General features: G+C 73.5%; 15 protein-coding genes and 1 pseudogene. 10 read left to right on the plus strand and 6 right to left on the minus strand.

All coding sequences use genetic code 11. The features are described from left to right. Nucleotides 1-48 precede the first annotated feature (48 nt). A complete protein-coding gene (locus ACZ407_RS26040; protein ID WP_468132263.1) occupies nucleotides 49-2,514 on the minus strand; it encodes an MMPL family transporter in 2,466 nt (821 codons plus the stop codon). A 175-nt stretch (nucleotides 2,515-2,689) separates the two neighbouring features. On the opposite strand from ACZ407_RS26040, the gene ACZ407_RS26045 reads away from it, so the two are divergent. After that, nucleotides 2,690-3,862 (plus strand): sensor histidine kinase, encoded by a 1,173-nt coding sequence (locus tag ACZ407_RS26045; RefSeq protein WP_468132265.1) that lies wholly within the window; start codon nucleotides 2,690-2,692, stop codon nucleotides 3,860-3,862. After that, nucleotides 3,837-4,499, plus strand: a complete 663-nt coding sequence (locus ACZ407_RS26050) for a response regulator (protein ID WP_468132267.1) — start codon at nucleotides 3,837-3,839, stop codon at nucleotides 4,497-4,499. Before ACZ407_RS26045 ends, ACZ407_RS26050 begins: the two co-directional genes overlap by 26 nt. 124 nt (nucleotides 4,500-4,623) lie before the next feature. Here ACZ407_RS26050 and ACZ407_RS26055 read toward each other — a convergent pair whose 3' ends face one another. Next, the gene (locus tag ACZ407_RS26055) at nucleotides 4,624-5,775 is read right to left on the minus strand and encodes a hypothetical protein (protein WP_468132269.1); all 1,152 of its coding nucleotides are present in this window, start codon (nucleotides 5,773-5,775) and stop codon (nucleotides 4,624-4,626) included. Nucleotides 5,776-6,039: 264 nt separating this feature from the next. On the opposite strand from ACZ407_RS26055, the gene proC reads away from it, so the two are divergent. From proC to ACZ407_RS26080, 5 genes are all read left to right on the plus strand, one after another. Beyond that, entirely contained in the window at nucleotides 6,040-7,041 is a 1,002-nt protein-coding gene (gene proC / locus ACZ407_RS26060) for a pyrroline-5-carboxylate reductase (protein WP_468132271.1), read from the plus strand. Nucleotides 7,042-7,070: 29 nt separating this feature from the next. After that, entirely contained in the window at nucleotides 7,071-7,961 is an 891-nt protein-coding gene (locus ACZ407_RS26065) for a methyltransferase (RefSeq protein WP_468132273.1), read from the plus strand. Continuing rightward, nucleotides 7,958-8,908 (plus strand): EamA family transporter, encoded by a 951-nt coding sequence (locus ACZ407_RS26070; RefSeq protein ID WP_468132275.1) that lies wholly within the window; start codon nucleotides 7,958-7,960, stop codon nucleotides 8,906-8,908. Before ACZ407_RS26065 ends, ACZ407_RS26070 begins: the two co-directional genes overlap by 4 nt. Further along, a complete protein-coding gene (locus ACZ407_RS26075; protein WP_468132277.1) occupies nucleotides 8,905-10,248 on the plus strand; it encodes an FAD-dependent oxidoreductase in 1,344 nt (447 codons plus the stop codon). Before ACZ407_RS26070 ends, ACZ407_RS26075 begins: the two co-directional genes overlap by 4 nt. Nucleotides 10,249-10,430: 182 nt before the next feature. Then, nucleotides 10,431-10,805, plus strand: coding sequence for an SAV_915 family protein (locus tag ACZ407_RS26080; protein WP_468132279.1), 375 nt, complete (start codon nucleotides 10,431-10,433; stop codon nucleotides 10,803-10,805). A 109-nt stretch (nucleotides 10,806-10,914) separates the two neighbouring features. Here ACZ407_RS26080 and ACZ407_RS26085 read toward each other — a convergent pair. Next, nucleotides 10,915-11,096: pseudogene (locus tag ACZ407_RS26085) on the minus strand (hypothetical protein); the annotation flags it as partial. Nucleotides 11,097-11,267: 171 nt separating this feature from the next. On the opposite strand from ACZ407_RS26085, the gene ACZ407_RS26090 reads away from it, so the two are divergent. Beyond that, nucleotides 11,268-11,987, plus strand: a complete 720-nt coding sequence (locus tag ACZ407_RS26090; RefSeq protein WP_468132281.1) for a hypothetical protein — start codon at nucleotides 11,268-11,270, stop codon at nucleotides 11,985-11,987. 118 nt (nucleotides 11,988-12,105) lie between these two features. Here the strand turns inward: ACZ407_RS26090 and ACZ407_RS26095 are convergent, their stop codons facing one another. Then, nucleotides 12,106-13,986, minus strand: coding sequence for a PAS domain S-box protein (locus ACZ407_RS26095; RefSeq protein ID WP_468132282.1), 1,881 nt, complete (start codon nucleotides 13,984-13,986; stop codon nucleotides 12,106-12,108). Between the two features lie 372 nt (nucleotides 13,987-14,358). Beyond that, nucleotides 14,359-14,853, minus strand: coding sequence for a hypothetical protein (locus tag ACZ407_RS26100; protein ID WP_468132283.1), 495 nt, complete (start codon nucleotides 14,851-14,853; stop codon nucleotides 14,359-14,361). 765 nt (nucleotides 14,854-15,618) lie between these two features. Here ACZ407_RS26100 and ACZ407_RS26105 point away from each other — a divergent pair. Beyond that, entirely contained in the window at nucleotides 15,619-16,254 is a 636-nt protein-coding gene (locus tag ACZ407_RS26105; protein WP_468132284.1) for a VOC family protein, read from the plus strand. A 122-nt stretch (nucleotides 16,255-16,376) separates the two neighbouring features. Here the strand turns inward: ACZ407_RS26105 and ligA are convergent, their stop codons facing one another. Then, complete coding sequence (gene ligA, locus ACZ407_RS26110; protein ID WP_468132285.1) at nucleotides 16,377-18,458, minus strand: NAD-dependent DNA ligase LigA; 2,082 nt, start codon at nucleotides 18,456-18,458, stop codon at nucleotides 16,377-16,379. A 172-nt stretch (nucleotides 18,459-18,630) separates the two neighbouring features. Between ligA and ACZ407_RS26115 the strand changes: the two genes are divergently transcribed. Continuing rightward, complete coding sequence (locus tag ACZ407_RS26115; RefSeq protein WP_468132286.1) at nucleotides 18,631-18,972, plus strand: HopJ type III effector protein; 342 nt, start codon at nucleotides 18,631-18,633, stop codon at nucleotides 18,970-18,972. Nucleotides 18,973-19,072 lie beyond the last annotated feature (100 nt).

A 19,072-nucleotide genomic window follows, 5' to 3' on the forward strand; every position in this document is an offset into this window, starting at 1 on the left:
TCACCGGACACGGCGCCGGGGCGAGCCGAAGGGCGGGCGGGAGTCGGGTCAACGGCCGACCAGCGGTGGACGCGGGGCCCCACCCGCGGATTCCACGTCCGCCTCGGCTTCGTCGCCGTCCTCGCCGTCCTCGCCGTCCTCGCCGTCCTCGCCGTCCTCGCCGTCGTCGGCGTCTTCGCCGTCCTCGCCGTCGTCGCCGTCGTCGCCGTCGTCGGCGCCGTCAGCGCCCACCGGACCGCGGGGAAGCAGCCGGTCCAGCCACTGCGGCAGCCACCAGTTGGCCGGGCCGAGGAGTGTCATGGTCGCCGGTACCAGCACCATGCGTACGACCGTGGCGTCGATGAAGATCGCGGTGGCCAGGCCGAGTCCGAACATCTTGGTGGAGGGGTCCTCGGCGACGGCGAAGGACAGGAAGACCGCCACCATGATGAGGGCGGCCGAGGTGATGATCCGGGCGGTGCCCGAGACGCCCTCGACGATCGCCGTGCCGTTGTCGCCGGTGCGCACGTACTCCTCGCGTACGCGGGACAGGAGGAACACCTCGTAGTCCATTGACAGGCCGAACAGGATGGCGAAGAGGAACATCGGGATGAACGAAACGATCGGAACCGTCGCTTCCAGCCCGATGAGTGCGCCGGCCCAGCCCCACTGGAAGACCGCGACCATGATGCCGTAGGACGCGCCGATGCTCAGCAGGTTCAGCAGTACCGCCTTGAGCGGTACGAGTATCGAGCGGAAGACCAGCATCAGCAGCAGGAACGACATCGCCAGCACGGCGGCGACGAGGACCGGCAGGCGCTGGCTGGTGCGCCGTCCCACATCGGACAGGCTCGCCGCGGCGCCGCCGACGTGGGCCCTGGCCGGGCCGGGCCCGATCGCCGCGGGCAGTACGTCGGTGCGCAGCCGGGCGATCGTGTCGGCGGTGGCCTTGTCCTGAGGGCTGGTGGTCGGGAACACCACGAGGGTGGCAATGCCGGTGGCCCGGTCGATGTGCGTCGGCGCGACGGATGCGATGCCCGGATCAGCCGCGACCGCCCCGACGAGTCGGTCCACAACTCCGGGATCACCGGCGGGGTCCGCGGCGATGACGAGGGGACCGTTGGTGCCCGGGCCGAACCCCTCGGCGACGAGGTCGTACGCCCGGCGCTCGGTGCGGCTGGGGGGCATTGAGCCGTCGTCGGGCAGGCCGACGCGCAGCCCGAGCACGGGCAGCGTCGCGGTCAGCAGCAGCCCCGCCGCGCCGACCGCGTACAGCACCGGGTGACGGCTGACGTGCCCGATCCAGCGACGCCAACCGGCGGCGGGAGCGGTGCCCGCCTCCGCGTCCCGCCTCCGTACGCGTCGGCCCGGCTGCCCGGTCTGCACCGCCCGGCCGCTCCAACCGGTCCGGCCGATCCGTCCCATCCGGCCGATCCGTCCCATCCATCCCATCCGGCCAATCCGTTGGATCCCACCGATTCGTCCGGCCCGGCCCAGCCGCGGGCCCGCCGCGCCGAGGAAGGCCGGCAGCAGCGTCACCGACGCGAGCACCATGGTCAGCACCACGATCGAGACGGCGAGCCCGCCCACCGTCATGAACGGCACGTTCGCGACCGCCAGGCCGAGGATCGACACGACGACCACGCCGCCGGCGAAGACCACGGGCCTGCCCGCCGTGGCCACCGCCCGCCCCGCCGCCTCGCGGGGATCGAGCCCGCCCGCGAGGTACTCCCGGTGCCTGGCGAGCACGAACAGCGCGTAGTCGATGCCCACTCCGAGCCCGACCATGCTGCCCAGGACGGGGGCGAAGGTCGGGACGTCCGTCACCCCCGCCAGTACCGTCATCGTGGCCACCCCGACGGTCAGCCCGAAGACCGCCATGCCGATCGGCAGTGCGGCGGCGACGAGCGAGCCGAACGCCAGGAACAGGATCGCGGCCGCGGCGAGGAGGCCGATCAGCTCGCTCGCGCCGCCGTCGGGGTCGGAGAAGGCGTAGAAGAGGTTCCCGCCCATCTCGATGCGCAGCGGAAGCTCGGCGCGCAGCCGGCCCCCGAGATCGACGAGGGCGTGGAGGTCTTCGGCCGACAGCCGGCTCTGGTCGGGGTACTGCACCCGGACGACCGCGATCCGCCCGTCGGCCGAGACGAGGCCGCCGCGCACGGCGGTGTCCCGGCCCGCACCGAGTGCCCCCGCCGGGTCGCTCGTGCCGAGCACGTGCGGCAGCCGCTGCACCTCCGTCTGCAGCCGCGTGAGAGCGGTGCGCGCGCTGCCCTGGTCGAAGAACGTCGCACCGCCGTCGAGCGGGGTGACGACCACTTGGGCGGTCATCCCCTCCTGGCCGGTGCCGGCCCGCTCGATCAGTTCCGCTGCCCGTTGGGAGTCCAGTCCCGGAGCGGTCATCGAGTCCGCGGTCCGCCCGCCGAGGGCGATCGCGGCGAGGACGGCAAGCGTGGCGGCGGCCAGCCAGGCCGCGATCACCCGCCAGGGATGACGGGCGGCGCTTGCGCCCAGGCGCAACAGGGCTTTCGAGAGCATCGGGTCCTCCAACCGCTACCGCGGCCGTCGTTGTACGGCCGCCGCTGCCGAGACTCCTCGCCACGGCGTTCTGCGGCATCGGCTCGCGGGCCGCGGATCCGTCGGCCCCGGGGCGGAGTGACACCCCGTTCTTTCGGCCGATGCGCGGCACGGCGCGGTGCCTAGGCTGAGAACCGTGCTACGAGACGACCTGCGAACCCTGTGGACCGAACCCCGGCCGCCCGGCGCGCCCGCCCGCGTGTGGCGGGACTGGGCGCTGCTCGCCGCGGGTCTGGCCGGTGTGGCCTTGGAGGCCGCCCTCCGCGAGGACGTCGTGTGGCGGCCGGTGGCGGTGGTGTCGGCCGTCTGGCTGTGCCTGCTGCCGCTGTGGCGCCGGACCCGCCCGCTGGCGGCGGTGACGCTGGCGTTCGGCTCGGTGCTCCTGCTTCCGGTGGCCTCGCTCGTCTCCGCACCGCCCGAGCCCGTCGGCCTGTACACCGGCGCGGTCGTCCTCGTGCTCGTGTACGCGCTGCCCCGATGGGGATCGGGACGGGAGATCGTGCTGGGCGGCGCGGTGATCATCGCGGTCGGCGCGCTGTGCGTCGCCACGGACGGGACCCCGGTCGTCGAAAAGGCCGTGGGCTTCGTCTTCCTGCTGCTGCCCGGCGTGGTCGGGGCTGCCGTGCGGTTCCGGGTGACCGCCCGCGACCGGCAGTTGGAGCAGGTGCGGTCCCGCGAGCGCGAGCAGCTCGCCCGGGAACTGCACGACACGGTGGCCCACCACGTGTCGGCCATGGTGATCATCGCCCAGGCGGGCCGGGTGCTCGCGGGCACCGACCCGTCCGCCGCCGTCGAGGCGCTGGAGGGGGTCGAGGAGGAAGGGGCGCGCACGCTGGAGGAGATGCGCGCCATGGTGGCCGCGCTGCGCGACCGCGGGGTCGGCGCCGAGCTGGCGCCCCCTGCCGGAGTCGCGGATCTGGAGCGCCTGGTGCGCACCCCGGGTGGCCGCCTCAGGGTGGACCTGGGGCTCGACGGGGAACTGGACGCGCTGCCCCCGGCCGTGGACGCGGCCGTCTACCGCATCGTGCAGGAGTCGGTGACCAACGCCGTGCGCCATGCGGTCAACGCGACCGAGGTCGTCGTCCGGGTCACCGCGGAACGGCACGCGGTACGGGTGAGCGTGCGCGACGACGGCCACCGCACCGGGCGGGGCCGCGACGGATACGGACTTACCGGATTGCGCGAGCGTGCGACGCTGCTCGGCGGCACACTACGAGCCGGCCCGGGTACCGACCGGGGCTGGCACGTCGATGCCGAACTGCCGAGAGCGAGGAGCGAGAGCGGTGTCCATACGCGTCCTCGTCGCTGACGACCAGACGATCATCCGCACCGGGTTGCGGATCATGCTGAACGCCCAGCCCGGCATCGAGGTGGTCGGCGAGGCCGCCGACGGGCGGGAGGCGGTACGTCTGGCCCGCGAACTGCGTCCCGACGTCTGCCTGTTCGACATCCGCATGCCCGTGCTCGACGGGCTGGAGGCCACCCGGCTGCTCGCCGGCCCGGGCGTCGCCGACCCGCTTGCCGTGGTCGTCATCACCACGTTCGACCTCGACGAGTACGTCTACGGCGCGCTGCGTGCCGGCGCCCGCGGATTCCTCCTCAAGGACACGGGACCCGAGCTGCTGGCCCAGGCCGTGCGGTCGGCGTCCGGCGGTGAGGCCCTCATCGCGCCCAGCGTCACCGTCCGCCTGCTCCAGGCCTTCGCGGACCTTCCCGCCGGCCGGCCCGTGGCCCAGCCGGTCTCCCCCGTCACCGCCCGCGAGGAGCAGGTGCTCCTCGCCGTCGCCCGCGGGCTGACCAACACCGAGATCGCCGATGCCCTGCACATCAGCCTCAGCACGGTGAAGACGCATCTGGCCAGCCTCATGGCCAAACTCGGCGCCCGCAACCGGGTCGAGATCGCGATGTGGGCCTACGAAACGCGCCGCATCCTCCCCGGAAGCTGAGCCGGGTTCCCTCCCTCGAAGGCTCGATTGCACGAGGTCTGGGAGTCCCCTCCGGTCACCGGACCGGGTGCCGGGGCACCCGACCGGGGTGCCGGGCTACGGGGTCGCTACGCGCCCTGGCGGCTCACCCCGCGGACGCCTCACCTCGCTCCGCTTCGCGGGCCTCTTTCTCCGCCGCCAGGGCCGCCCGCTCCGCGGAGCGGACCTCCTCCTCGGCCCCGTCCCGTCGCTGCTGCGCCTGCGCGGCGAGCGTTTCGGCCTCCTCCAGGCGCAGTTGCAGCTCGTGGAGCCGGTCGCGGAGGCGGTCGGCGGCATCGCGCGCCTGCTCGCTGTCCCGGACGGCGGACGCGAGGGCGGCCCGGGACCGATCGAGCTCGTCCGCCGCCTTCGCGGCCGCGGCACGGGCAGCTGAGGCACGGGCGGCCGCGGCGCGGGCGGCTGAGGCACGGGCGGCCGCGGCACGGGCAGCTGAGGCGCGGGCGGCTGAGGCGCGGGCGGCTGCGGCGCGGGCGGCCGCGGCCTGCTCCCGGCGCTTCGCCTCGTGGGCGGACTCGGGTGCCGGCCGACCGGACCGCTCATGGCCTGGCTCATCCGTACCGGCCTTCTCGGTACCGGACTCCCCCGGGCCTGGCTCATCCGTACCGGACCTCTCCGTACCGGACTCCCCCGGGCCGGGCTTGTCCGTACGGGGCTTCTCCGAACCGGACCTCGCCGAGCCCGGCTTCCGGCCGGACTCCTCCGGTTTCCGACGGGCGGGTCCGGGCCTCGGCGGGCGCGGGGTGGCGCCCGGTTCGGGGGCCAGGCCCGCGAAGCCGATCGTCCGCTCCGGAGCCGCCTGCAGACGCCCCGCAACCCAGTCCCGGCCGGAGTCCTCGTCCGCGAGGACCCCGTGGAGGACCTGCTCGACCTCCGCCTGTACGGGGTCACTGAGCCGCTCCCCCGACCGCCGCGCCACATCCGCCGCTTCCCGGGCCAGGGCGGCGATCAGCCGGTGCTGCTCCCCCGCGAGCCGGCGGAGCTGCCGGCCGTCGAGCTGCCGGTGCGCGGCCCGGAGCTGCGCGCCCAGGTCGTGCAGGGCACCGGCTTGAGCGGGCTGGGCGCGGGCGAGTTGGTTGGCGGCCCACACCGCGAGGGTGGGCCGGTGCAAGGCCGCAATGCGGCGGGCCGCCTCGGGCTCCTTGTCGCGCCGGGCCCGGGCCGCGTGCGCGTCGCGTGCCGTGACGAAATCGCGGGGGTGGAGACCGTACAGCTCCTCGATCACCGCATCCACGTCCACAACGCCCAGGTTGACCCCGGCACCCGCCCCGCACGGCCACCCCGGCCACGTGGGCGGGCGTTCTTCCACCTGACGGCCGTACGGACGGCCTCCCTGTTCCGCGCAGCGGTGGCCGTTCATCCCGCCCCGGCTCCCGAGCTGTTTTCGGCCTCCGGGCACGTGTCCTTGCCAAATCCGTCCTGTCCGGATTCCCTCCTACCGCGGTGGTCGGCGGTCCGCGAGGCTACCTCCGTCGAAAACGCCCAGCCGTAAAACGGGGGGACAATGACAGCCGTGAACGATCGCGTCGTGATCATCGGCGCCGGTCACATGGGAACCGCCATCATCGCCGGAATCCGGCAAGGATGGCCGGGACCGCAGGAAGACACCACCGCCGATACCGCACCCCTTTCCCCACCTGCATCCGACCACTTTCCGATCGAAGTCGTGGAGATATCCGAGAGCCGAAGGCAATACGTCCACGCACAATTCGGGATCCTGCCCGCAGCGCGGTACCTGCCCCGGCCCGGGGACCTGGTGGTGCTGGCCGTTCAGCCCCAGCAGTTCCCGGCGTTCGCCGCGGACCCCGGCACCGCGGACGCGCTCCGCGACGCCCTCGTGGTGTCCGTGATGGCCGGGGTCGACCTCGCGACCATGGCCGCACTGCTGCCGACCGGCCGACTGGTCCGGGCCATCCCCAACACCCCCTCCGAGGTGCTGCGCGGGATGACCGTCATGTGCCCGGCCCCCGGCCTCGGCGAGGCCGACACCGGCCGGGCCGCGCACGTGCTCTCGGCGGTCGGCCGCGTCCTGACGGTCGCCGACGAGGCGCTCATCGACGACGCCACCGGCCTGTGCGGGGGCGGCCCCGCCTTCGTCGCGCATCTGGGGGGCGGGTTCGTGGAGTTCGCCATCAAGGCCGGGTTCACCCTGGAGCAGGCCCGAGCCATGACCGGCCAGGTGCTGCGCGGCACCGCCGACCTGCTGGAGGCCACCGGGCGGGACCCGGAGGAGCTGTGCCGGCAGGTCATGACCCCGGGCGGCACCACCGAGCGGGGCGTCTTCCACCTGCGGGACCGGGGCGTACGCGAGACCCTGGTGCAGGCCCTCACCCGGTCCGCCGCACGCTCGCGCGAACTGGGCGCGGCGGGCGCGGCGGGCGCCGCGGATGCAGCGGGTGCAGCGGGCGCGGTGGATGCCGCGGGCGCGCCGGACCGCACGGGCGAGCCGGGCACGCAGCGGCCCGTCCCCCGCCCGCCCTCCGGTCCTGCCGGCCGGCACACGTGAACGGGAAGCCGTCACCCCCCGGGGAGCCCATGCTGGGGGTGGCCCCGCACCACCTGCTCCGTGACGCTCCCCCCGGCCGGCATTCCGTCTACCGGGCCTACTTCGGACTCGGCCGCACCCTCCGCCTGATCGACCGTCCCGACGTCTTCCGGATCAGCCCCGCCGGACTGGCCCTCGGCGAGCACCTGGTCCGTACGATCGACCCGTACGCCCTCCCCGGCGCGGCCCTCGACATGGGAACCGGAAGTGGCGCGCTGGCCCTGCTGCTGCGCAGCCTCGGGGTCGCGGAGGTGGTGGCCACCGACGTCTCCGTCACCGCGGTGAAGACGGCCGCCGAGAACGAATTGCTGAACTTCACTGACAGCCGCGTCCGGTTCCACGAGGGCAGCCTTTTCGAATCCCCTGCCACCGGACGGAGATTCGACCTGATCGTCTTCAACCCGCCCGGCTGGCGCACCCCTTCCGAGGAATGCCGACGTGATCTCGAACGGATCGGCGCGGCGGGCCTGGACCTGTCCGCCATGTTCTCCGGGGAACGGGTCCTGGCGGAATTCCTGAGTCAACTCCCGCACCATCTGACCCCGTCCGGGCGAGCCGTGATCGGAATGAACTCCCTCGCCGGAATCGGCCGGATACTCTCCGAGGTACAGGATGAATCGCTGAGCTTCCGGCTCGTCGAGCGCCACGCCTTCCCGCTGTTCTTCTACACGGAGGAATGGCGGGCGGCACGCGACGTCCTCCTGACCGAGTTCGGGCGCTGGCGCGACGAGGCCGGAGCGGCCTTCGGCCTGGCCTCGGACGGCACCCCGTACTGGTCGTACGAGATCGTCGAATGCCGGCCCGTACGCCGCCGCCCGGCCCCGTCCGACCGGGACCGGACCGGCGGGATCACCGGCAGCACAGCGAAAGGGACCCCATGACCGCTGCGCGCGCCGCCGGCCGGACGGCTGCCGGGGTCGCCGCCCTGGCGACGGCGAACGTCATCCTCGGCACCTCTTCCCTCTACTGGCACGCGCTCGCCGACATCCCGCCGGCCACCCTGCTCGGCTACCGGATCCTCGTCTCCCTCGTCACCCTCGCCGTGGCGCTCGCCGTGCTCGGCCGGATCCGGGCCGCGCTCGCCACCGCCGCCGACCGCCGGCTGCTGGCGGTCCACGTCGCGGCCGCCGTCCTGGTGAGCACCAACTGGCTGACCTTCATCTGGGGTTCGATCCACGGCCGGGTCATCGAGACCGGCCTCGGCTACCTCGTCGCTCCCGCCGTGACCATCCTCATGGCCGCCCTGGTGCTGCGCGAGCGCCTGGGGCCGGTGCGGATCGTGGCCCTCGGCCTGATCCTCCTCGGCATCGGCCTGCTCGTCGCCCGCAGTGCGGAGCTGGACTGGCGCGTGTACCTGACGATCGGCACGACCTGGGGGCTCTACAGCTTCCTCAAGAAGCTCACCACCGCCGACCCGGCCACCGGCCTCACCCTGGAGACGGCCGTCCTGGCCCTCGTCCTGCTCGCGGCCGTCGCCGCCACCCCGTACCGCCTCGACCCCGGGCCCGCCGCCGGGCCGGGCGAGCTCGCCCTCCTCGCGACCTGCGGGCTGGTGTCCGTCACCCCCCTGTGGCTGATTTCCGCCGGCTCGAAGAAGGTCACCCTCACGGCGGCCGGATTCCTCCAGTACGTCCTTCCCACCACCCAGTTCGTGGTGGCGTTGACCTTCTACGGGCAGCGCCCCTCGGGCAACACCGTCGTCTGCTTCGTGCTCGTCTGGCTGTCCCTCATCGCGATCGTCGCCGAATCCCTCGTACGCGCCCGCCGCACCCGCGGCAGCGCGGCACACCCGGCCGCCACCCCGGCCGGGGAAGGAGCCCGACTTTGAAGACCTGTGACGTGCTGGTGGCCGGACTCGGGGCCTTCGGCAGCGCCGCGGCCTGGGCGCTGGCCCGGCGGGGGGTCCGGACCCTCGCCGTGGACGCGTACGGGCCCACGCACCGCTACGGCTCCTCGCACGGCGAGAGCCGCATCTTCCGCCGCGCCTACCGCGAGGGCGCCCACTACCTGCCGCTGCTCGACCGGGCCGACGCGCTGTGGACCGGGCTGGAGGAGGAGCACGGGGACACCCTGCTGGTGCGCAGCGGGGGCGTGTTCATCGGGCTGCGCTCCGGCGCCGGCTCGGACCCCGGCGGGGTGGTGGAGCTCAGCAGGCGGACGGCCGTGCACGGCGGGATCCCGCACGAGATCTGGACGGGCGGCCAGCTCGCCGAGCGCTTCCCCTGGTTCCGGCCGGTGCTCGACGGGGACGGGCCGCTTCCGGGCGGCGGCCGGAAGGAGGCGGACCGGGCGGGCCGGGAGCTGACCGCGCTGTACGAGCCCGGCGCGTACGGGATCCTCGCCACCCGCGCCCGGCTGGCCATGCTGGACGCCGCGGCCCGGCACGGCGCGCGGCTGCGGTTCGGCGAGGCCGTGCAGGAGATCCGGCCGGCCGGGGCCGCGGGCGGTCCCGTGACGGTCCGGCTGTCCTCCGGGGAGGAGGTCGGCTGCGGGGCGGTGGTGCTGGCCACGGGGCCCTGGATGGCGGGCCCGCTGCCCAGCGGCCTGGGCGCCCTGCTGCAGCCGGTCCGCATCGCCGTGCACTGGTTCCGCGCGGCCCCGGCGCTGGGCACCGAGGGGTTCCCCGTCTTCCTGTACGAGGAGCCCGGCGGCGCGGCGGGGAGCGGTGACGGGCCGGATGCCGGCGGCGGACCGGATGCCGGTGGTGGGCCGGGTACCGGTGGTGGGCCGGGTACCGGTGGTGGCGGGGCCGTGCTCTACGGGCTGCCCGAGTGGGGCGAGGGCGGCGGGTACGTGAAGATCGGCTTCCACGACCGGCAGCAGCAGCCGGACGACCCCGCGCGGATCCCGCCGCCGGAGGTCTCCGAGGACTTCCGCAAGGAGATCGGTACGGCGGTCTCCCGGATCCTGTCCGGCGTGGACCCGCGGCCGGTGCGCAGCCGCTCCTGCTTCTACACCCTGACCCCGGACGGAGACTTCGTGATCGACCGCCACCCGGAGCTGCCCGGGCTGGTCCGGGTGTCGGCCTGCTCCGGGCACGGCTACAAGTTCGCCCCGGCCGTCGGGGAGGCGGCGGCCGCGCTGGCGCTCGGCGAAGCGCCTGCGGTGGACACGTCCGCCTTCACGGCCGCCCGCTTCCCGGCCGCCCGCTTCCCCGAGCCTCGCTGAGCGGACCGGCCGACCGGCCCCGTCAGCGATCCGTATGGACCGTGCCGTTCCCCGTCAGGATCCCGTCAGGGGCGGGTCACGGGGCTGCCGGTGCGGGGAAAGCTTGGGGTGCGCGGCCCCCGGACGCCTCCCTGCTCCCGGGGCACGCACCGGCTTCCGTTGACGGCTCTTGAGGAGGGCCTATGTGCCTGTTCCGGTACGACGACGATCCCGAACCCGAGGAACCGGGCCCGGCCGGGCTCCTCTGCGTCCCTGTCCGGCCGGGAGCAGCGGGGGTGGTGGTACGCATGTTCCGCACCCCGCTGGGCGCACGTACCGCCGTCGGGTTCAGCGACCGGCACCGGCTCGCCGCCACGCTCGGCGCGGAGCAGCCGTGGATACGGCTCTCCGAGTCGGCGCTGCGGGCGATGTGCGAGCCGCTCGGGGCGGCCCTGCTGACGATCGACCCGACGCTCACCGCTCCGGCGGTCGCCGGGTCCGTCGCGGCGGGCTCCGCCACGGCCGTTCCCGGGGCGGTCCCGGCCCCGAGCCGCGGATCGTCGGCCCCGGCCGCCTGACCGCGTACGTGTCGGTTCGGCCGACCCGGACCGCGCGTACGCGTCGGATCGGCTGGCCCGGACCGCGCGTACGCCTCGGTTCACCCGACCCGGACTGCGGAGCGTGCGTTCAGCCGGCGTGGACGTGCGGGCGGCGGGAGCGGTCCGGTTCGGCTCCGCGGATGACCTCGCGGGTGACGGGGCGACCTCGCCCTGGCCGAAGAGGAAGAAGCGCAGGAAGTTGGCCATCGGGTCGCCCTCGGTCCACGCGAAGTAGGCGGATCTGCGCCTTCTTCTGCCGGTACTCCTCCGGGTCCTGCCGGCGCGGAGATGGTCCCGAAGCCGACGGTCCAGCCGCGCGCGGCCGACTGCCGGGGGCCGGGGTGGACGGCAGGCGAACGGTGTGGTGTCGCGCGCCGTGCAGTGGGCGAAGGACTGACGTGCGGGGCCCGGCGGGTGCGCGGCGCCGCTAGCGTCGTACGCGTGGAGCAGCGATGGGGCGAGGGCGCGGGGGGCCGGGTGTTGCGCGGTACGAGGGCCGGTTGGCGGGGGTGGGCCGCCGTCGCGGTCGTGGCGGCGGTGTTGACCGGCTGCGCCGGTACGGCCGTCACGCAGCAGTCCCCGGACCCTGGGGTCTCAGGCCCTTCCGACGTCGGGCACCTGGGGCAGGGTGCGGGTGCGCTGTCCGCCGCGGAGCGGCTTCGGCCGGCGCTGCCGGCGCGGGCCGAGTTGCCCGACGGCTGGCGCGCCGGGCGGGGGCGGGCGGCGGGCTGGCGGGATGCCGCGGACGCCCTCGCGGAAGCGGGGCAGACGGTGTGCGGCGCGCGTCCGCGGGGTGCACGCGTGCGCGTCGGCGGCAAGGACACGGTGACCATGAGCGTGGGCAACGGGGGCGCCGGGGACGGGGCCCACTTCCAGCTCACCGCACTCGGCGAGCGCGCCGCCGCGCACAACCAGGCCGTCGGCCGCGAGGTGTGGAAGTGCTTCCGCCCGACCGACCCCGGCCTGGGCGACGAGAGCCTCAGCTTCAGCACCTCGCGCTTCCGCCACGTCCTGATGCGCGTGGGCGGCACCGAAGTCTTCATCAACACTCCGAAGGAGGGCAACAACCCCCCGGCCCCCGCATGGGCCTCGGTACTGGAACGCCGCCTCCACGCCGTCCTGGCAGACCGCCGGCCCACCGCCCGGGTCACCACCCCGTAACGCCCGGCCCGTGCCTGCGGCGTGGCGCGTGCAGCCCAGGCAGAGCCCGGCACCCCGGCGGCCGTCCCGCCGCGGCTTCGTTGCCGGTCCGGCGTATCGAGGGGGCAACCTCTCGACCTCATCCTCTCGCGGCCGGGGGCAAAGGAAGGGAGAACCAGACGGCTTTGCCCTCCGCCGTCGGCAGGGTGCCCCAGGCCTCGGCGAGCGAGTCCACCAGCAGGAGTCCCCGACCGGATTCCGCGTCGTGCGATGCGAACCGTGCCTGAGGGAGGACCGGGCTGCCGTCGCACACCTCGACGCTGAGTTCCCGCCGCGCCCGCCGCACACGCAGGTGGACGGGACCGCAGCCGTGGTTCACCGCGTTGGACAGGAGTTCCGAGGCGAGCAGACAGGCGGTGTCGCAGAGCTGGTCGTCCCGGCTCCCCCACCGCGCGAGCGTGGCGCGCAGGAAGCGCCGGCCTTCGCCGACACTGCTGGGCTGGGCGGGCAGCACCACGCTCTGCGAAGTCACCGGTGAATCGGGGATGTGGACGAGGAGCAGGGTGACGTCGTCCGCGTTGTCGTCCGCGTCCGGGAGCATCTCGTCGAGGAGGCAGTCGGCCATCGCTTCCAGGCCCTCGGCAGGGGCGCCCCTCTTGGCCAGTGCCACGGCCAGGCAGTCGAGTTGTTCCTCGATGTCACTGCCCGGCGTCTCGACGAGTCCGTCGGTGTAGAGGGCGAGTACGGAGCCGGGCTCCACACTGTGGCGACTCTCGTGGTGCGGTACCTCGCCGACACCCAAGGGCACGCTGACGTCCACGGCGAGGCGCACCACCTGGCCGTCGGGGGCGAGGAGGAGTACGGGAAGGTGTCCGGCCGAGCACACGGTGATTTCCGCGGCGTCTGCGTCGACGACCAGGTAGCAGCAGGTGACGAACTGATCCGGGAGTTCGCTGACCACCGCATCGAGAGCCCGCATCAGCTGCCAGGGCGGCATCCCCGTCTTCGCCAGCGCGTGCGAAGCCGAGCGCAGCTGGCCCATCACCGCGGCGGCTTCCAGCCCTCGCCCCATCACGTCGCCGATCATGACGCCGACCCGGCCGCCACCCAGGGGGATCAGGTCGAACCAGTCGCCCCCGACGCCCGCACCCTGGCGGGCCGGGAAGTACCGGCTCGCCGTGGCCATCCCCGGCACGTCCGCCGGCGAGCCCATGAGGCTGCGCTGCAGCGTGAGGGCGACGTGCCGCTGCTGTTCGTAGAGTTCGGAGAGCTTGTCCTCGGCAGCCTTGCGGTCGCTCACATCACGGATGGCCGCCGACACGAGCGTCCCGTCCGGCGTTTCAAGAGGGCTCAGGCTGATCTCCACGGGGAACTCCCGCCCGTCCCGGCACAGCCCGTGCAGCTCCAGCCCGTCACCCATGGGCCTGACCTGGCGGTCGACGAAGTAGCCGTGCCGGAAGCGGGAGTGGTGTCCCCGGAACCTCTCCGGCACGAGGACCTCTACGGGCCGGCCCAGGAGGTCCGCCCGCGTGTGCCCGAAGAGCGCCTCGGTCTGGGCGTTCACAAGCTGGATCGTGCCGCGATCGTCCACGATCACCATCGCGTCGGGGGCGGCCTCCAGGAGCGCCCGGAACAGCGCCTCAGCAGCCTTGCGTTCGCTCACGTCACGTACCGCCGCCGATATGAGCAGGCCGTCGGCGGTCTGCAAGGGACTCAGGCTGATCTCCACGGGGAACTCCCGCCCGTCCCGGCGCAGCCCGTAGAGCTCCAGGCCTGCCCCCATGGGCCGGACCTGACGGCTGGCCGCATAGCCGAGCCGGTGCCCCGGGTGGACCCCTCGGAACCGCTCGGGCACCAGGACGTCGACGGACCGGCCGAGCAACTCCTGCCTGGGGTATCCGAACAGTGCCTCCGCCTGCGCGTTCACCAGCCGGATCACACCGGAGTCGTCCACGATCACCATCGCGTCCGGCGCCGCTTCCAGAAGCGCGCGGAAGGGTTCCTCGGCCGTTGTCGTCATGTCGCGCCTCGCACTCGCCGAACACCACCGAAGCAGACATCGGACCACGCCCGCGCCGCCCGCTAGCCCGTTTGATCGAAAAGCATTGCCAATTGACCAGATACGAGCTACGAGCTGCGAGCTGCGTCATGCCGTTCCAACCGCCGCCGAACACCAGGTCCTTGCCGTCGCCCGGCAGGAACCACGGCCGGGCGTCCGCGGTGCGCTGACCCCAGGTGATGTACATGAGGGCCGCCGGTGCGCCGCCGCACGAGCCTGCGAAGTAGGAGCGGGACCAGAACGCGGAGCCGAGACCGACGCGGTTGATACGGCCGGTGTACTGGGCGCGCAGGTATCTCTGAATGCCCCTGCCGAGGACAGCGCAGGCGGGGATCACAGGTAGTCGAAGAAGCGGATCCACCACGTCGGGGGGTGCTCGGGCGGGTAGTAGGAGACGAGGTCGCTGACGCCGTCGTATCTCGTCCAGAGCAGGTGCTCGGAGATGACGGTGTAGCCGAGGGCGTCGAGTTCTCCCTCGACTCGGAGTCGGTCGGTGGCGTGAAAGAGCTCACGCTCTTCTTCCTCGTTGTAGCTCCCGGGGTTGCCCAAGGTCACGACGGCCAGGTCCCCGAAGTTGCTGATGGTCACCGTGATGTGTTCTGCGCTGTCGGCCGCGGTTGCCGGGATCACGATCGTCCCGTGGTGGCTGGCGTCCTGGACCTGGCGGTCGACGGTGCACGTGCACTGGAAGCACGCGTCCAAACGGGCTGCGAGCTGCTCAAACCGTGCTCGGGTGGCCTCGTGGTCGTAGCTGCGGGGAAACTCCATGTGCTGCGGGTCATCGAGTTGCCGGAGCAGAGTCCAAGTGTTCCGATCATCGAGGGGCACGTACGTCTTCTCCTTGGAGGTGGTGGGTGGCGCGTTGGCTGATCTCGGCTGCGTATGCGGCCCAGTCTCCGGCAGCGGTCGTTGCCATGTGACGGCGACGGTCGTGTCGATGCCGAGGGTGGCGGGCGAGGACCGCGGTGGGCAGCTCAGTGGCGAGCTGGAACAGTGCCGTCGAGCGGGCTCGCGCGAGCCGGATGCCGAGTTTGCCGAGGCGTTCACCCATGGCCCAGGCACTGATCGGCAGGCCGGGCCGGCCGCCGGGGAAGGGCCAGGGCGGCTCTGTCCGGCCGAGGACGGTGTCGAGCAAGGCGTCGTGAAGGGACCGAAGCTTCGGGTTTATGTGGCCGGTGTCATCGGCGAGGAGTTCGTGGAGCCGCTGCTTGAGGGTGCAGCGGGGGCATGGTCCCGGTGCGTGCAGCCGTTTGCCCCTGTCCGCAGGCGGGACAGGGGCGCCAGAGCTCGGCGCCCGGCGTGGTGCAGGGGCCGCAGACGGGGGCGTCGGCGGTGCCCGGGTGGATACCGCACGTTCGTCCGCAGACGGTGCAGTGGGCTCGGCGCCTGTCCCAGCCGCCGCGGGGCAGGCCGGTGAGCTTCGAGCCGCATGCAGGGTGCAGTGCTGACGCAGATCGAGCAGAGCAGGATGGGCAGGGGACGGCAGTTCGGGCGGGTCGGCGATCCGCTTCCCGGCTGAATCCGTGGCCGACACGGCCGGGGTGGCGGGCGTGGCGGCGGGACTTGTGCGGGTTGCCGGGTGATGATCGCGCCGTGCGACTTGATCACGTGTCCTATGCGGTGGCCCGCGACAGCTTCGTCTCGACCGTCCAGTGGATCGGATCGGCCCTCGGCGCCGGGTTCGTCGACGGGGGTGTGCACCCGCGGTTCGGCACGCGCAATTTCATTCTCCCGCTGAGCGGCGGCACCTACGTCGAGGTCGTCACCACCCTCGACCACCCCGCCGCCGACCGCGCACCCTTCGGCCAGGCGGTCGCGCGCCGCGCCGCCGAGGGCGGCGGCTGGCTCGGCTGGGTGGTCTCCGTCGACGACATCGCCCCGGTCGAGGCCCGCCTCGGCCGCACCGCGGCGGAGGGCCACCGGGTCCGCCCCGACGGGTTCGACCTGAGGTGGAAGCAGATCGGCCTGCTGGAACTGATGGAGGACCCCCAACTTCCTTATTTCCTGCAGTGGTTGGTGCCCAGTGAGGAGCGCCCGAGCGCCGGTCCGCGCACGTCCACCACCATCCACGGGGTCTCCATCGCCGGCGACGCCGCCTCCATCGCCGAATTCCTCGGCGAACCGGCCGACCACCCCCTCGACCAGATCGACGTCACCTGGGTGGAGGACGAGGAACCGGGCCTGGTCTCGGTCGAGTTCGCCACGCCCCGCGGCCCCGTCACGATCTGACCCCGGCCCGGCTGCCCCGCAGGAACAGCCGGGCCTGGTCTCCTGGTCGGGGTCTCCTGGCAGGGGTCCCCTGGCCCCCGGTCCCCGGTCCCCGGTCCCCGGTCCCCTGGCAGGCGAACTCGTCAGGCGGCGGGCAGGTGGTCGGCGACGAGGGTGGCGAATTCCTCCGGGGTGAGGATGCGGATGCCCAGCTCTTCGGCCTTGGCGCGCTTGGATCCGGCCTTCTCGCCCGCCACCAGGAGGGTGGTGCGCTTGGACACCGAGGAGGAGGCCTTTCCGCCGGCCCGTTCGATCAGCTCGTTCATCTCGTTGCGCGACAGCGCTGCGAGGGGCCCGGTCATGGAGCCGGTGACCACGACGGCCTGTCCGGCCAGCGGGCCGGCCGCCGCCACCCCGCCCTCCGCCCCGCCGTCGGCCGCGTCGGCCGAGGCGGCCGCACCGGTCGCGGCGGACGCGGGCTTCTGCGGCTCGGTCACCTGCGTGCCGACCTGCTGGGCGGCGAGCTTGTCGAGGAGCGGGGCGAGTTCGAGGAGTTCGGCCGCGATGACGCGGGCCTTCTCCGTGCCGATGCCGTCGACCTCCGCCAGCGTCTCCGCGTCGGCGGCCCGGATCGCGGCCATCGAGCCGAAGTGCGCGGCGATCCGGCGGGACATCGTGCGCCCGGTGCCGCGGACGCCGAGGGCGCAGAACACGCGGTTCAGCGCGGCCCCGCGGGCGGTCTCGATCGCGGTCAGGAGGTTGCCGGCGCTGGTCTCGCCCATCCGCTCCAGGCCGAGGAGCTGCTCGCGGGTCAGCGTGAACAGGTCGGCGATGTCCTTGACGAGGCCGGTCTCCACCAGCTGGACCGCGCGGGTGCCGCCGAGGCCTTCGATGTCGAGCTGGTCCCGGCCGGCCGCGTAGATGACCGAGGCCACGGCCTGGCAGCTCCGGCCGCGTACGCAGCGCCACCGCTGCTCGGTGGTGTCGATCGCGTCGCCGCAGCGGGGGCAGGCCTCGGGGAAGGCGATCGGGGTCTCGGCGCCGGTGCGCTGGTCGGCGAGGGGAGCCTCGACCCGGGGGATCACGTCGCCGGCCCGGTAGACGTACACCCGGTCGCCGATCATGAGCCCGCGGCGGGTGATGTCGGAGGGGTTGTGCAGGGTGGCGTAGGTGACGGTCACCCCGTCGATGACCACGGGTTCCAGGACGGCGCGCGGGGCGATGATCCCGGTGCGGCCGACGTTCCACTCCACCGCGAGCAGGCGGGTCACCTTGTGTTCGGCCGCCAGCTTCCGGGCCACCGCCCATCTCGGGGCGCGCGAGCCGTTGCCGGCCTGCCGCTGGTCCTCGGCGGTGTCGGCCTTGACGACGACTCCGTCGATCCCGAAGGGCAGGTCCGCGCGCAGCCCGGTGATCGTGTCGATACGTTCCTGCACCTGCTCCAGGGTCTCGCACCGCACGGGGGTCGCGGCCGTGCTGGCGGCCGTGTTCGCGCCGAGCGCGGCCAGCTGCTCCAGCAGGGCGAGGTGGCCGAGCTCCTCGTCCAGGCCGATCGCGCTGTAGGCGAAGAAGGTCAGCTCGATGCGGTACGGGCGGTCCTTGGCGCGCAGGGTGCCGGCCGCTCCGCTGCGCGGGTGCGCGAAGGGGGTGGCCTCGTGGGCCAGGCGGATCCGGTTGGCCTCCTCGAACTGCGCGGTCGTCAGCAGGACCTCGCCGCGCAGTTCGACGTCGGTCGGCTCGGTGAGGACGGGCGGGAGGCCGAGGACGGCGTCGGCGGCGTGGGTGATGTCCTCGCCGGCCAGTCCGTCCCCGCGGGTGAGGACCTGGACGAGCTTGCCGCCCCGGTAGCGGGCGGCCACGGCGAGGCCGTCGAGCTTCGGCTCCACGCACCATCCGGCCACGGGGTGCCCCAGCCGCCGTTCCAGGCCCGCGGCCCACTCGGCGAGCTCGTCGGCGTCGAAGACGTTGTCGAGGGAGAGCATCGGCACCGAGTGCGGTACGTCGCCCTGCACGGCCCCGCCCGCCACCTTCCCGGTGGGCGACTCGGCGAGCGCCTCCTCCGGGTGGGCCTCCTCGTAGGCCGCGATGGCGCGCAGCAGACCGTCGTACTCGTCGTCGCCGAGCGGGGTGGTGCCGTCCCCGTAGTACGCGGCCGAGGCCGCCAGGGCGGTGGCCACGGCCTCCGCGTAGGCGGCAGAAGAGAGCAGGGCAGTGTTTTCGGTCATGAAGGTCATCATCCTCCCCACCACTGACAATGGCCCGTGACCTGCACGGATACGGCTCGTCTTCGCGCGTGTTCCGGCATGTGGCGCGATTCCTGCCGGCCAGCCCGGAGGGGGTACGGTCGTGCGGTCATGGACGGCGACGGGACCGTCCGTCCGATGCCAGGGAGCCGAGATGACCGACCTCAACGCACTGCGTGCCAGCCTCGCGTCCGGCGAGCACGAGTTCGCCGACACGCTGTCCTTCATCGCCGCGCACTACGCGTACCGGCCGCAGGCCTTCCGCAACGGGGAGGCGGAGAACGCCGCGGGCGAGAACGAGGGCTCCTGCAAGACCCTGGGCCTGGCGCTGCTGGAAGGGCTGAGCGACCAGGAGGCGCTGCTGGCCTTCGGCGAGCACTACCGCAGCGTCCTGGCCACCCCGGACGGCACCGACCACGGCAACATCCGCAACCTCATGGCCCACGGCCTGGCGGGAGTGCGCTTCGCCGGTCCGCCGCTGTCCCGCAAGAGCTGAGCGACCGGATCGCCCCGGCGGCGGCCCCGGCGGCGGCCCCGGCGGCCGGTCGGACCCGGTCGGCGCTGCCGGCCGGGTCCGGGGCGGTGCGGTCGGTCCG

It is taken from the genome of Streptomyces sp. NPDC030809 (assembly GCF_055572195.1).